Source organism: Rhodococcus sp. NPDC058532 (genome assembly GCF_042719255.1).
In the GTDB taxonomy this organism is placed as follows: domain Bacteria; phylum Actinomycetota; class Actinomycetes; order Mycobacteriales; family Mycobacteriaceae; genus Rhodococcus_G.
In genome coordinates, this window is record NZ_JBHXNU010000014.1 from 70,192 (window position 1) to 82,599 (window position 12,408).

Here is a 12,408-nt window from a genome sequence, read left to right on the forward strand (position 1 = left end):
CGCGCGGGCCGCACCGAACGGCACCGTCAGGCCGACCCGGCTCCGCCCTGCCGCATCGTCGGCGCCGCCGCAACGCCGGTGCGGACGGCCTCCGCGGCCAGGCTCGGGGCGTGCGTCATTCGCCGGTGCATGGCCACCGCGATCCGCTCGCCCTGCTGCTTCGCCCGGTCCGCGATCGGCCCGGTGAACGCCTCGTCGACGGACTCGTGCCACAACTGGAGCCAACGGTCGAAGTGCTCGGCCCCGAACGGGTGCCGGTCATGCGCGTTCTGATGGATCCGGAACAGGCTGCCCCGGTAGGTGCCCGCCGCGAACAGCAGCGTCTCCCAGAAATCGCACATCACCGGCAGATGCGACTCAAGCCCCTGCTCCCGCACCTCGGTGAATGGTTCCGCGAGCAACTCGTCGACGAGGGCACGGCCGTAGAATCGGCGCAGCAGGGTGCCGATGTCGGCTCGGTCAGCGATGTCCGCGCGCACGGCACTCCCCCTTCACGATGCTGGCCGCCGTCACCGTGCCCGCTCGTCAGAACGGATTCCACCAGCGGATGAACATTATGTACAGATTCGTGGGGAAGGAGAACTCCCAGTCCGATCCCATGTACGGCAGGTTCGGCAGATTTCCCTGCATCGGTGCCCCCTCACGCGCGACTGCGCTCGACCTCTGACGCCGACGTCCGGTGCCGGACACCGGCGTGGGACTCGGCGCGCATCCGGTCGGACATGTGCGGGTAGTGCAACTCGAACGCGGGCCGCTCCGAGCGGATCCGGGGCAGCTCGGTGAAGTTGTGCCGCGGCGGCGGGCAGGTCGTCGCCCATTCGAGGGAGTTGCCGTAGCCCCACGGGTCGTCGACCGTGACGACCTCGCCATAGCGGTAGCTCTTGAACACGTTCCACAGGAAGGGCAGCGTCGAGGCGCCGAGCACGAACGCGCCGAGCGTCGAGATCGTGTTCAGTGTCGTGAAGCCGTCCGACGGCAGGTAGTCCGCGTAGCGACGCGGCATGCCCTCATTGCCGAGCCAGTGCTGCACCAGGAAGGTGGCGTGGAAGCCGAGGAAGGTCAGCCAGAAGTGCCACTTGCCGAGGCGCTCGTCGAGCATCCGGCCGGTCATCTTCGGGAACCAGAAGTAGATGCCCGCGTAGGTGGCGAACACGATGGTGCCGAACAGCACGTAGTGGAAGTGCGCGACCACGAAGTACGAGTCGGTGACGTGGAAGTCGAGCGGCGGGCTGGCGAGCAGGACCCCGGACAGGCCGCCGAACAGGAACGTGACGATGAAGCCGACGGAGAACAGCATCGGCGATTCGAACGTCAACTGCCCCTTCCACATGGTGCCGATCCAGTTGAAGAACTTCACGCCGGTCGGGATCGCGATCAGGAACGTCATGAACGAGAAGAACGGCAGCAGCACCGCGCCGGTGGCATACATGTGGTGCGCCCACACCGCCATCGACAGTGCCGCGATCGACATCGTCGCGAACACCATCCCGGTGTACCCGAACAGCGGTTTGCGGCTGAACACCGGGATCACCTCGGTGATGATCCCAAAGAACGGCAGCGCAACGATGTACACCTCGGGATGCCCGAAGAACCAGAACAGGTGCTGCCACAGCAGGTTCCCGCCATTAGCCGGATCGAACAGGTGGGCACCGAGATGCCGGTCCACGAACACCCCGAGCAACGCCGCGGTCAGGATCGGGAACGCGAGCAACACCAGGATCATCGTGATGAGGATGTTCCAGGTGAAGATCGGCAACCGGAACATCGTCATGCCGGGGGCGCGCAGGCAGACCACGGTGGTGATCATGTTGACGCCGCCGAGAATGGTGCCAACACCCGCGACCGCGAGACCCATGATCCACAGGTCCGCGCCGACACCGGGCGAGTGCACCGCGTCGGTCAGCGGGCTGTATGCGGTCCAGCCGAAGTCCGCGGCGCCGCCGGGAGTCACGAAGCCGGCCATCACGACCAACGCGCCGAACAGGTACAGCCAGTAGCTCAGCGCGTTCAGTCGCGGGAACGCGACGTCGGGGGCGCCGATCTGCAGCGGCAGGATGTAGTTCGCGAAACCGAACACGATCGGCGTCGCATACAGCAGCAGCATCACCGTGCCGTGCATCGTGAACAGCTGGTTGAACTGCTCGTTCGACAGGAACTGCATGCCGGGCAAGGCCAACTCGGTGCGCATCAGCAGCGCCATCAGGCCGCCGGCGAGGAAGAAGGCGAACGACGTCACCAGGTACATGACGCCGAGCATCTTCGGGTCGGTGGTGGTGATCATCCGGTAGACATAGGACCCCTTGGGCCCCAGGCGGGCCGGGAACGGCCGGGACGCCGCGACACCCGGCGTCGGGGACACCGCGGTCATCGCCGCCGCCCCGCCCGGCGGAGTCGATCGGAACTCGGGTACGCGTACGTCATGAAGCCCCCTCGGCAGGCCGTGGTCGTACCGATCCAGTAAACACCCGTCCGGCGATCCCCACCCGGCTTCGGGGCCGGATTTCGCGCAGCCGCACCAATCCGTTGCCTTGGTAAAGGTTCCGTTACGTCGACGGGCCGACGTCACGCAAACACCCGGATTCCGCCTGCCCAGCACCTAGGGTCGACGACTATGACGAACGCGGGTGAATCGGGCGCGGGCGCACCCACCGCCACCGCACGGGCCATGATCTCGATGTCCGGGGTGCAGAAGCACTTCGGTGATCTGCACGTGCTGCGCGATATCGACCTCGAGGTCCCCACCGGGCAGGTGGTGATCGTGGTCGGGCCGTCCGGCTCCGGGAAGTCGACCCTGTGCCGCACGATCAACCGGCTCGAACCCGTCGACGAGGGGGTCATCGCCGTCGACGGTCGCGAACTGCCCGAGGAGGGCAAGGCGCTTGCCGCGCTGCGCGCCGACGTCGGGATGGTCTTCCAGTCGTTCAACCTGTTCGCGCACAAGACGATCCTCGAGAACGTCATGCTCGCCCCGGTCAAGGTCCGGAAGATGAGCAAGTCCGATGCGCGGGCCAGGGCCGTCGAACTGCTCGACCGGGTCGGCATCGGCAACCAGGCCGACAAGTACCCGGCCCAGCTGTCGGGTGGCCAACAGCAACGGGTGGCGATCGCCAGGGCCCTGGCGATGAACCCGAAGGTGATGCTGTTCGACGAACCGACCTCGGCGTTGGATCCCGAGATGGTCAGCGAGGTCCTCGACGTGATGACCAGCCTCGCGAAGGAGGGCATGACGATGCTCGTCGTCACCCACGAGATGGGCTTCGCCCGCAAGGCGGGCGACCGGGTGCTGTTCATGGCGGACGGCCAGATCGTGGAGGACACCGACCCGGACACGTTCTTCACCGCACCGTCATCGGCCCGCGCCAAGGACTTCCTCGGCAAGATCCTCGGTCACTGACAGCACGGACCGAGCACCCGACCGCACTTCCCGTTGCCCGACCCGAAGGAGAGGAACACATGAGGATCACCCGTGCGCTGCGAGTCGGGGTCGGCGTGCTCGCCGTCGCCGCCGTCGCGACCGCCTGCGGCGGCGACGAGCAGAGGAGCGCCGTGCAGAGCGCCGAGTCCGGCACGCTCACGGTCGGCATCAAGTTCGACCAGCCCGGCCTCGGCCTGCGCAACCCGGACGGCACGTTCAGCGGCTTCGACGTCGACGTCGCCACCTATGTTGCCGGCAAGCTCGGTGTGCAGCCGTCCGGGATCACGTTCAAGGAGTCCCCGTCCGCGCAGCGGGAGACGCTGATCCAGAACGGCGAGGTCGACTACGTGGTCGCGACCTACTCGATCACCGACGCCCGCAAGGAGAAGGTCGACTTCGCCGGGCCCTACCTGACCACCGGGCAGTCCCTGCTGGTGCGCGCCGACAACACCGACATCACCGGGCCCGACTCGCTCAACGGCGGCAAGAAGCTGTGCTCGGTCACCGGCTCCACCCCGGCGCAGAACGTCAAGGACACCTACGCCAACGAGGTGCAGTTGCAGGAGTTCGACACGTACTCGGCGTGCGTGGAGGCCCTGCGCAACGGCGCCGTCGACGCGGTGACCACCGACGCGATCATTCTCGCCGGCTACGCCGCCCAGTACCCGGGCCAGCTGAAGGTGGTCGGTGACACCTTCACCACCGAGAACTACGGCATCGGCCTTGCCAAGGGCGACGACGAGACCCGCGCCAGGATCAACGACGCGATCGAGGCGATGATCGCGGACGGATCGTGGCAGGCGGCGCTGGAAAAGAACGTCGGCCCGTCCGGATACCCGATCCCCGCGCCCCCGACCGTCGACCGCTACTAGGAGGCGCTCCGCGCCCGTGCGTGAGTTTCACCCCGATGGGGGTAAAAATCACGCACGGTGCGCGGGGACGGAGAAGGAACGTCCGTGAACCTGCTCACCAAGTACGGGGATCAGCTGATCTCCGCGTTCTGGACGACGATCGAATTGACCGTGCTCGCCGCGATCGGCGCCCTCGTCATCGGCACCGTGCTGGCCGCGATGCGGGTGTCGCCGGTGCCGGTGGCGCGGTGGCTCGGGGCCGCGTACGTGACCGTGTTCCGGAACACCCCGCTGACGCTGATCGTCATCTTCTGCTCGTTCGGCCTCTATCAGACGATGGGTGTTCGACTCTCGCCGGAGAACTCACCGACCTTCCTGGTGGACAACAACTTCCGGCTCGCGGTGCTCGGCCTGAGCGTCTACACCGCCGCCTTCGTGTGCGAGTCGCTGCGCGCCGGCATCAACACCGTCCACGTCGGGCAGGCCGAGGCGGGCCGCTCCCTCGGTCTCACGTTCGGGCAGAACCTGCGGCTGATCGTGCTGCCGCAGGCGTTCCGGGCGGTGATCGCACCGCTCGGCAGCGTGCTGATCGCCCTGACCAAGAACACCACGATCGCCTCGGTGATCGGCGTCGCGGAGGCCTCGCTGCTGATGAAGACGATGATCGAGAACGAGGCCGCGATCTTCGTCGTCGGCGGCATCTTCGCGCTCGGCTTTGTGATCCTGACGCTGCCGATGGGTCTGCTGTTCGGGTATCTCGGCAAGCGGTTGGAGGTGGCCCGATGAGCACCGGGGCAACGGTCCTCTACGACGCGCCGGGTCCCCGGGCCCGCAGGCTCCACCGCCTCGGGTCGGTCGTTGCCGCCGCGGTGCTCGTCGCCGTCGGATACCTCGTGTACCGCGCCCTCGACGGGAAGGGGCAGTTGACGGCGGAGAAGTGGGAGCCGTTCCTCGAGTCCTCGTCGTGGACGACGTACCTCGTCCCCGGCATCCGCGGCACCCTGATCGCGGCGGCGGTGTCGATCGTGCTGGCGCTGCTGCTCGGCGTCCTGCTCGGCGTCGGGCGACTGTCGGAACATCGGGCGGTCCGCGTGGTCTCCGGGGTGATCGTGGAAGTGTTCCGGGCAATCCCGGTGCTGATCCTGATGATCTTCGCGTACCAGGTGTTCGCCGACTACCAGGTGTTCAAGTCGACCTACCTGGCGCTGGCCGCGGTCATCACCGGCCTGACCCTCTACAACGGGTCGGTGATCGCGGAGATCGTGCGCGCGGGCATCGCCTCGCTCCCGAAGGGGCAGTCGGAGGCCGCGCGGGCGCTGGGCATGCGCAAGAGCCTGATCATGCGGAGCATCCTGCTGCCGCAGGCGATCGCGGCGATGCTGCCCGCGATCATCTCGCAGATGGTGGTTGCGCTGAAGGATTCCGCGCTCGGCTACCTCATCGGGTACGTCGAGGTGGTCCGGTCCGGCCAGCAGCTCGGCGCGTTCTACGGCAACTACCTGCCCGCACTGCTGGTGGTCGCGGCGATCATGATCGTGCTGAACTCGGCGCTGTCCGCACTGGCGACGTACGTCGAGAGGCGGTTGCGCAGCGGACGGAAGGGGCGCCCGGCGGCCACGCCTGCGGTACCGCCCGCCGCGCCGGGCATGGACCTGACCGCAAAGGTGTGATGACCGGGGAAGGTGCGGCGCGGCCGGTCCCGCCGCGGTGGTGGCGGGCGACCGTCGCCGCGGTGTCGGTGCTCGTCGCGACGGCCTGCGCGGTGATCCTGTGGGCGTTCGTGCCGCCGGTCGTCTACTTCCCGTTCGTGGCGCTGGCCGGGTGGGCGTTGATGATCCTGGGTGCGGTCTGGCTGGCGCTCACCCTGGTCCGGTTCTGACCCGGCGGACGGGGACGGCCCGCCGGGCCCGCGCGGCGTGGACCGTCACCCGGCGTCGAGACCCTCGTCATCCGAACCGGCCCGCGCGAGTTCGGTCTTCACCACGTCGAAGCACATGCCCTGCGGATAGCCGCGGCGGGCGAGCATCGACACCAGCCGCCGGACGAGTCGGTCGCGGTCGCTGCTGCGACCGCCCGGTCCGTCGACCTCGAAGTCGAGGGATGCGGTGCGCAGCTTGCGCCGCACCAGTTCGGTGGCCCGTTTACGTTCGTCGTCGACGTCGATGCGGTCGAGCGCGGTCGCCGCGATGTCCGGCGCGACCCCCTTGGTGCGCAACTCCATCGCCAGCGCCCGCTTGCCCTTGCCGGAATAGGTGTGCCGGGAGTGCACCCACTGCGCCGCGAACGCGGCGTCGTCGACGAGACCCACCTCGGTGAGCCGGTCGAGCACCCCGACGATCACGTCGGGGTGGTAGCCCTTGTCGGTGAGCTTGGTGGCCAGTTCCGTGCGGCTGCGCGCGCGGTCGGTCAGGAGGCGCAGGCACAGGTCCTTCGCCTGCGCCTCCTGCTCGGCAGGACTGCGGGAGCCCACGTCGGCGGCGGCGCGTCTCGCCGCGCCGGCACCGGATCGTCGCGACTCATCGGCCCGGCGACGGGACGCCCGCGGGCGGTCGTCCTGTTCCATGGGCGGTGTCCTAGAAGTCGGCGGGTGCGTCGCCCGCGTCCTCGGCGGTCACGTCGGCGCCGATGCCCAGCTTCTCCTTGATCTTCTTCTCGATCTCGTCGCGGATGTCGGTGTTCTCCAGCAGGAACTTGCGGGCGTTTTCCTTGCCCTGCCCCAGCTGGTCACCCTCGTAGGTGAACCACGACCCCGACTTGCGGATGAAGCCGTGCTCGACACCCATGTCGATCAGCGAGCCCTCCTTGGAGATGCCCTGGCCGTAGAGGATGTCGAACTCGGCCTGCTTGAACGGCGGCGAGACCTTGTTCTTGACGACCTTGACGCGGGTGCGGTTGCCGACCGCGTCGCCGCCGTCCTTGAGGGTCTCGATACGGCGCACGTCCAGTCGCACCGACGAGTAGAACTTGAGCGCCTTGCCGCCGGTGGTGGTCTCCGGCGAACCGAACATCACACCGATCTTCTCGCGCAGCTGGTTGATGAAGATGGCGGTGGTGCCCGAGTTGTTCAGGGCACCCGTCATCTTCCGCAGCGCCTGGCTCATCAGTCGGGCCTGCAGACCGACGTGACTGTCGCCCATCTCGCCCTCGATCTCGGCGCGGGGCACCAGCGCGGCCACCGAGTCGACGACGATGATGTCGAGGGCGCCGGAGCGGATCAGCATGTCCGCGATCTCCAGCGCCTGCTCACCGGTGTCCGGCTGCGAGACCAGCAGGGCGTCGGTGTCGACGCCGAGCTTGCGGGCGTACTCGGGGTCGAGCGCGTGCTCGGCGTCGATGAACGCCGCGACACCGCCTGCGGCCTGCGCGTTCGCCACCGCGTGCAGCGCGACGGTCGTCTTACCCGAGGACTCCGGGCCGTAGATCTCGACGACGCGCCCGCGCGGCAGGCCGCCGATCCCGAGCGCGACGTCGAGGGCGATGGACCCGGTGGGGATCACCGAGATGGGCTGGCGCGCCTCCTCACCGAGACGCATCACCGAGCCCTTGCCGAAGTTCTTGTCGATCTGCGCCAGTGCGAGCTCGAGCGCCTTGTCGCGATCGTGTGCCTGTGGTGCCATCGGTTCTCCTTAGTCAGGAACTCGTGTGTCGTCAGGAGCTCGCGTGTCGAGCGGCCCGATTTCCGGGCGGCCCGATGTTCGAGCGGGGTCTCACTGTGTTGTGGTCACCGTAGACGGGGACACCGACAAACTCTGCCGACGCGACCTGACGAGCACACCCCCAGCATAGGGGAACACCTGTTCGAGTCAATGGCCCGGGATGGGCGTGTCGGCGCCAACGCCGCAACTACCAGCGGCTTCGTGGCACCTCGAACTCGACGCAGAGCGCACGCCACACCTCACGCGGTTCCCGACCGGCCTCGATGGCCTGCGCGGCGGTCCTGCCACCCAGGCTGAGCAGCACGTGGTCCACCAGCAGGGATTCGCCGTAGAGTCGGCCGAACTCGCCGTGTACCAGTTCATTGAACTCGGTCAGTCGCACGGACCAACGGTAACGCGTGCCGCCGTCCGGCCATCAGGCCCGCCCGCCCGCCGCGCGATCATGGCAGGGTCGATCCAGCGGCGGCGGCCGCCCGGCACACCGCGACCGGGTCGGCAACCTCGCCCGCGGTCGCCGCGGCCGCGGCCGCCGCCGCCGCGAACGACGGGTCGTCCAGCATCCTCAGCACCGCCCCGCGCAGGGCATCGCCCGACAGCGGCCGCACCACCAGGGCGCTGCCCTGCCTGGCCGCACGGTTCGCCAGCTCCCACTGGTCCCCGCCGCCGGGAACGGTCACCGCGGGCACCCCGGCGAGGAGCGTCTTGGCGAGCATGCCGTGACCGCCGCCGCAGACCACCACCGACGCGTCGGCCAGCAGCGCGTCCTGACGCCCCAGCCCAGCGCTGGCCCAGGACGGCAGGTCCGCAGGAGGGGTGTCGAGCATGGAGGCGACCACCCGCACCCCGGTGCCGTCGAGCGCCGCCAGCGCGGTCTCGAGCATGCCCTCGGCTCCGGTGTGCGCGGTCGACGGCGCGATCATCACCAACGGCCCGTCGCCGGGCGGCGGGGCGAGGAGGTCCGCGGTCGGCTCCCACAGCAGCGGCCCGACCACCTGCGCGTTGTCTGGCCAGTCCGGCCGGGGCACCTCCAGGGCGGGCAGGGTCGCGATCAGCCGCGCGACCGGCCCCGGATCCTCGGCGGGCAGACCGACGCCGACCCTCGCCTCGGAGCGCTGCCGCAGACCCTGCTTGATCGACCGGCCGGTCGCCGCCCGCATCAGCCGGTCGCGGGCCCGACCACGCAGCCCCTCCCCCGGCGCCAGGCCACTGCCGATCGGCGGCAGGCCCGTCGACGGCGCGTACAGCGGATGCGGTGACAACTCCACCCACGGCACGTCGAGCCGTTCGGCGGCCATCCCGCCGCCCGCGGTGAGGATGTCGGAGACCACCAGTTCGGGCAGCATCGCGCTCAGCTCGGGCAGGATCTCGGTGGAGATGTACGCCGCCCGGGTATGGATCCGCGCCCCCGCGTCGAGGTCGTCGTCCTCCGGCCGCGGCGCGAGACCCTTGAGCCTGCGCGCCGAGATCCCCGCCGCGCGCGCGGTGTCCAGCCAGCGATCACCGGTGAACAGCACCGGATCATCGCCCGCGGCAATCAGTTTCAGGCACAGGGCGATGGCGGGGATGGCATGACCGGGATCGGGTCCGGCGACGACGGCGACGCGCATCCGACCAGGGTGCCATAGGCCCCGCTCAGCCCATGACGAGTGGGCCGACTGTGGCAGGCGATTCGGCGGCGGCACCCGCCTCGTCGTCGCCGACGCTAGATCTCCATGCCCGCGTCGGCGCCCATCTGCATGGTGGTGTTCGCCCCGTCGAGGCTCTCGCGGATGATGTCGGCGTGCCCGGCGTGCTGGGCCGTCTCCCGCAGGATGTGCATGAGGATTTTCAGCCCACTCCACCATTGACGCTGCGGCGCCCACGGCGCGGTCGGCAGCGGGACCGGCTCGGTGAGGTCGAGGTCGCGGACCGCGGCCTCGGTCTCACGGGCCACCACGACATAGTCCGCGAGCAGCGCCTCAAGGGTCTCGTCCGACCCGACCGTCCACGACTGCATCGCGGAGTCCATGTCGAACTCGGCGGCCTCGTCCCGCTCGACCAGGGTCCGAATCCAGCCGCGCTCGGTGCCGGTGACGTGCTTGAGCAGGGCGATCAGCGTCAACTCGCTGGCCGTTGACCGGGTGCGGGCCCCCGCGTCGTCGAGGCCCCGGAAGGTGATCAGGAAGGTGCTGCGCTGCTCGGCGAGCAGGTCGAGGATGTCGGTCGTGGCAGTGCTCTGCGGATCGGTGGTCATGGTGTGCGTCGCTCCCGAACGTCGGTACAGCCGTGTCGAACCGGACGCCCCACCGTACGACCTCGCACCGACAATGTTCAGCCGAGCGCGGCCACCGCCGCGTTCCGTGCGCGGTCCCGGTCGGCGGGGACCAGACCGATCCGGGTTCGGCGGTCAAGGAGGTCGTCGACGTCCAGCGCCCCTTCGCTGCGGACCGCGAACACCAACTCGGCGTGGCTGACGTCGATCCCGTCGGCCACCCGATCGAGGGGCCCGGCCGCGGCGACGCTGCCCGCCTCGGCTCCGTACCGGTCGATCAGCGACGCGGGCAACCCGGTCGGTGCCGCACCCGCACCGACCACCGGCAGATTCCTCGTGACACACGCCCCGGCCGCGAGGCCCCCGGCCAGGATCGCGGCATCGACCGCGTCCTGCGCCATCTTCCGATAGGTGGTCAGCTTCCCGCCGACGACACTGATCACCCCGGCGCCCGAGGTGAGGACCGCGTGGTTGCGGGACAGGTCCGCGGTCGCACCGTCCCCGGTGTCGAGCAGGGGCCGCAGGCCCGCGTAGCTGGCGAGCACGTCGCTGCGGGTCAGGTCGCCCCCCAGCGCAGTGTTGACGGTGGTCAACAGGAAGTCGATCTCGGGCTCGGTGGCCACCGGGACGTCGGGGATCTCCCCCGATGCCGCCTCGTCGGTCAGCCCGAGGTAGACCCGACCCAGCTGCGCGGGCAACGCGAACACGAAGCGGTTCGTCTCGCCGGGAATGGGGACGGTGAGCGCCGCCGTCGGGTTCCCGAGTCGCTCCGCGGAGAGCACCAGGTGGGTGCCGCGGCTGGGTTTGAGCGCGATGTCGGGGTCGACCTGCCCGGCCCACACCCCGGCGGCATTGACGACCGCGCGGGCCCGCACCGTGAGCTCCTCCCCGGTCAGCTCGTCCCGGAGCCGCGCACGATCACCGGTGACGTCGTACGCCCCGACCCGGGTAAGGATCTTCGCGCCGTGCCCGGCCGCCGTGCGGGCGATCGCGACGACCAGTCGCGCGTCGTCGACGAGCTGGCCGTCGTACGCGAGCAGGCCGCCGCGCAGGCCGTCCCGGCGCACCGCTGGCGCGAGGGCGATCGCCGCGGCCGACCCGACGCGCCGGGAGCGCGGCAGCACCGACGCGGGGGTGCCGGCGGTCGCCCGCAGCGCATCGCCGGCGAGGAATCCGGCCCGCACCAGCGCCTTCTCGAATCGCCCGACGGACGGCAGCAGCGGCACCAGCTGCGGCAGCGCCCGGATCAGGTGCGGCGCAGTCCGGGTCATCAGGATGCCGCGTTCGACGGCGCTCTCCCTGGCGATGCCAACGTTCCCGCTCGCGAGGTACCGGAGTCCGCCGTGCGCGAGCTTCGAACTCCATCGACTGGTCCCGAAGGCCAGGTCACGGCGTTCGACGAGGACGGTCCGCAGTCCGCGGGACGCGGCGTCCAGCGCGACCCCGACCCCGGTGATCCCGCCGCCGATCACCAGCAGGTCGATCGGATCCCCGTCACCGAGCTCGGACAGTTCCCGCGCTCGGCGGTCGGCATTGAGGGCGGTCGGGGCGTTGAGGTGCACGGTGAACTCCTGATCCGGGATGTCAGACGGACGGTGCGGTCAGATAGGCGTCGACGGCGACGGTCAGCTCCCCGATCAGCGCGTCGGGCGGGAGCAGGTCGGCGACCATTCCGGCGGACTGGACCGCCGACTGCGTCATCAACAGCAGCATCGTCGCGAGGGCGACGGGGTCGCCTGCCCGGACCGAGCCGTCCGCCTGGCCGGCAACGAGCGCGGGGACGAGATGGTCGATGATCGCGCGCTGGCTGGTGCCGAGCCGCTCGACAATGTAGGTGATGAGCAGTTCGGGGTCGGATCGGAGGATCTTCACAAACAGGGGGTGATGCCGCACCGCGTCCGCCATCTGCGCGACCGCGGCAACGAGTTGGGCGCGCATCGGGCCAGCACCGGACGGTGCCGGGACCGCGAGCCCGATCTCGCGGGTGAGCAGATCCCCCACCACTGCGCGGGTGTCGGGCCAGCGCCGGTAGACGGTCGGCCTGCTCACGCCAGCCCGCCGGGCGATCTCCGCGAGCGTGGTGCGCCGCAGGCCGAACTCGAGGACGCAGGTCCGGGCCGCGTCGAGGATCTGGTCGTCGACGCACCGGGCCGCCGCGGTGTCACTGCTCACGCGTTCACATTTCCCCGGTCGAGATCAGCGTTACGAATAGACATTGTGTGTAACACTGTAACG

At 69.5% G+C, this 12,408-nt stretch carries 14 protein-coding genes; 5 read left to right on the forward strand and 9 right to left on the reverse strand.

Going from position 1 to position 12,408, the window contains the following annotated elements:
* Window positions 1–26 precede the first annotated feature (26 nt).
* Window positions 27–479, reverse strand: a complete 453-nt coding sequence (locus ACFWQG_RS16925) for a group III truncated hemoglobin (protein WP_378508789.1) — start codon at window positions 477–479, stop codon at window positions 27–29.
* Window positions 480–640: 161 nt separating this feature from the next.
* The gene (ctaD, locus tag ACFWQG_RS16930) at window positions 641–2,368 is read right to left on the reverse strand and encodes a cytochrome c oxidase subunit I (protein WP_378508790.1); all 1,728 of its coding nucleotides are present in this window, start codon (window positions 2,366–2,368) and stop codon (window positions 641–643) included.
* Window positions 2,369–2,665: 297 nt separating this feature from the next.
* On the opposite strand from ctaD, the gene gluA reads away from it, so the two are divergent.
* The 5 genes from gluA (at window position 2,666) to ACFWQG_RS16955 (ending at window position 6,145) form a co-directional block, all read left to right on the forward strand.
* A complete protein-coding gene (gene gluA / locus ACFWQG_RS16935; RefSeq protein ID WP_378508859.1) occupies window positions 2,666–3,394 on the forward strand; it encodes a glutamate ABC transporter ATP-binding protein GluA in 729 nt (242 codons plus the stop codon).
* Window positions 3,395–3,453: 59 nt separating this feature from the next.
* A complete protein-coding gene (locus ACFWQG_RS16940; protein ID WP_378508791.1) occupies window positions 3,454–4,287 on the forward strand; it encodes a glutamate ABC transporter substrate-binding protein in 834 nt (277 codons plus the stop codon).
* A gap of 84 nt (window positions 4,288–4,371) precedes the next feature.
* The gene (locus ACFWQG_RS16945) at window positions 4,372–5,052 is read left to right on the forward strand and encodes an amino acid ABC transporter permease (RefSeq protein ID WP_378508792.1); all 681 of its coding nucleotides are present in this window, start codon (window positions 4,372–4,374) and stop codon (window positions 5,050–5,052) included.
* Window positions 5,049–5,936, forward strand: a complete 888-nt coding sequence (locus tag ACFWQG_RS16950) for an amino acid ABC transporter permease (RefSeq protein WP_378508793.1) — start codon at window positions 5,049–5,051, stop codon at window positions 5,934–5,936. Before ACFWQG_RS16945 ends, ACFWQG_RS16950 begins: the two co-directional genes overlap by 4 nt.
* Window positions 5,936–6,145, forward strand: a complete 210-nt coding sequence (locus tag ACFWQG_RS16955) for a hypothetical protein (RefSeq protein WP_378508794.1) — start codon at window positions 5,936–5,938, stop codon at window positions 6,143–6,145. Before ACFWQG_RS16950 ends, ACFWQG_RS16955 begins: the two co-directional genes overlap by 1 nt.
* A gap of 45 nt (window positions 6,146–6,190) precedes the next feature.
* Here ACFWQG_RS16955 and recX read toward each other — a convergent pair whose 3' ends face one another.
* From recX to ACFWQG_RS16990, 7 genes are all read right to left on the reverse strand, one after another.
* Window positions 6,191–6,829 (reverse strand): recombination regulator RecX, encoded by a 639-nt coding sequence (recX, locus tag ACFWQG_RS16960; RefSeq protein WP_378508795.1) that lies wholly within the window; start codon window positions 6,827–6,829, stop codon window positions 6,191–6,193.
* Between the two features lie 10 nt (window positions 6,830–6,839).
* The gene (gene recA, locus ACFWQG_RS16965) at window positions 6,840–7,883 is read right to left on the reverse strand and encodes a recombinase RecA (protein ID WP_378508796.1); all 1,044 of its coding nucleotides are present in this window, start codon (window positions 7,881–7,883) and stop codon (window positions 6,840–6,842) included.
* 226 nt (window positions 7,884–8,109) lie between these two features.
* The gene (locus tag ACFWQG_RS16970; RefSeq protein WP_378508797.1) at window positions 8,110–8,304 is read right to left on the reverse strand and encodes a DUF3046 domain-containing protein; all 195 of its coding nucleotides are present in this window, start codon (window positions 8,302–8,304) and stop codon (window positions 8,110–8,112) included.
* A 58-nt stretch (window positions 8,305–8,362) separates the two neighbouring features.
* The gene (locus tag ACFWQG_RS16975; RefSeq protein WP_378508798.1) at window positions 8,363–9,529 is read right to left on the reverse strand and encodes a glycosyltransferase; all 1,167 of its coding nucleotides are present in this window, start codon (window positions 9,527–9,529) and stop codon (window positions 8,363–8,365) included.
* A gap of 95 nt (window positions 9,530–9,624) precedes the next feature.
* Window positions 9,625–10,155, reverse strand: a complete 531-nt coding sequence (locus ACFWQG_RS16980; protein ID WP_378508799.1) for a DinB family protein — start codon at window positions 10,153–10,155, stop codon at window positions 9,625–9,627.
* A gap of 77 nt (window positions 10,156–10,232) precedes the next feature.
* Window positions 10,233–11,735, reverse strand: a complete 1,503-nt coding sequence (locus tag ACFWQG_RS16985) for a glycerol-3-phosphate dehydrogenase/oxidase (protein ID WP_378508800.1) — start codon at window positions 11,733–11,735, stop codon at window positions 10,233–10,235.
* A gap of 22 nt (window positions 11,736–11,757) precedes the next feature.
* On the reverse strand, window positions 11,758–12,345 hold the full coding sequence (locus ACFWQG_RS16990) for a TetR/AcrR family transcriptional regulator (RefSeq protein WP_378508801.1): 588 nt from the start codon (window positions 12,343–12,345) through the stop codon (window positions 11,758–11,760).
* Between the last annotated feature and the right edge of the window lie 63 nt (window positions 12,346–12,408).

What these genes read in the sequence shown, in the direction of transcription:
- ctaD (WP_378508790.1), bottom strand. Translation starts at nt 2,368, where the DNA reads ATGACCGCGGTGTCCCCGACGCCGGGTGTCGCGGCGTCCCGGCCGTTC.
- gluA (WP_378508859.1), top strand. Translation starts at nt 2,666, where the DNA reads ATGATCTCGATGTCCGGGGTGCAGAAGCACTTCGGTGATCTGCACGTG.
- ACFWQG_RS16940 (WP_378508791.1), top strand. Translation starts at nt 3,454, where the DNA reads ATGAGGATCACCCGTGCGCTGCGAGTCGGGGTCGGCGTGCTCGCCGTC.
- ACFWQG_RS16950 (WP_378508793.1), top strand. Translation starts at nt 5,049, where the DNA reads ATGAGCACCGGGGCAACGGTCCTCTACGACGCGCCGGGTCCCCGGGCC.
- ACFWQG_RS16955 (WP_378508794.1), top strand. Translation starts at nt 5,936, where the DNA reads ATGACCGGGGAAGGTGCGGCGCGGCCGGTCCCGCCGCGGTGGTGGCGG.
- recX (WP_378508795.1), bottom strand. Translation starts at nt 6,829, where the DNA reads ATGGAACAGGACGACCGCCCGCGGGCGTCCCGTCGCCGGGCCGATGAG.
- recA (WP_378508796.1), bottom strand. Translation starts at nt 7,883, where the DNA reads ATGGCACCACAGGCACACGATCGCGACAAGGCGCTCGAGCTCGCACTG.
- ACFWQG_RS16975 (WP_378508798.1), bottom strand. Translation starts at nt 9,529, where the DNA reads ATGCGCGTCGCCGTCGTCGCCGGACCCGATCCCGGTCATGCCATCCCC.
- ACFWQG_RS16980 (WP_378508799.1), bottom strand. Translation starts at nt 10,155, where the DNA reads ATGACCACCGATCCGCAGAGCACTGCCACGACCGACATCCTCGACCTG.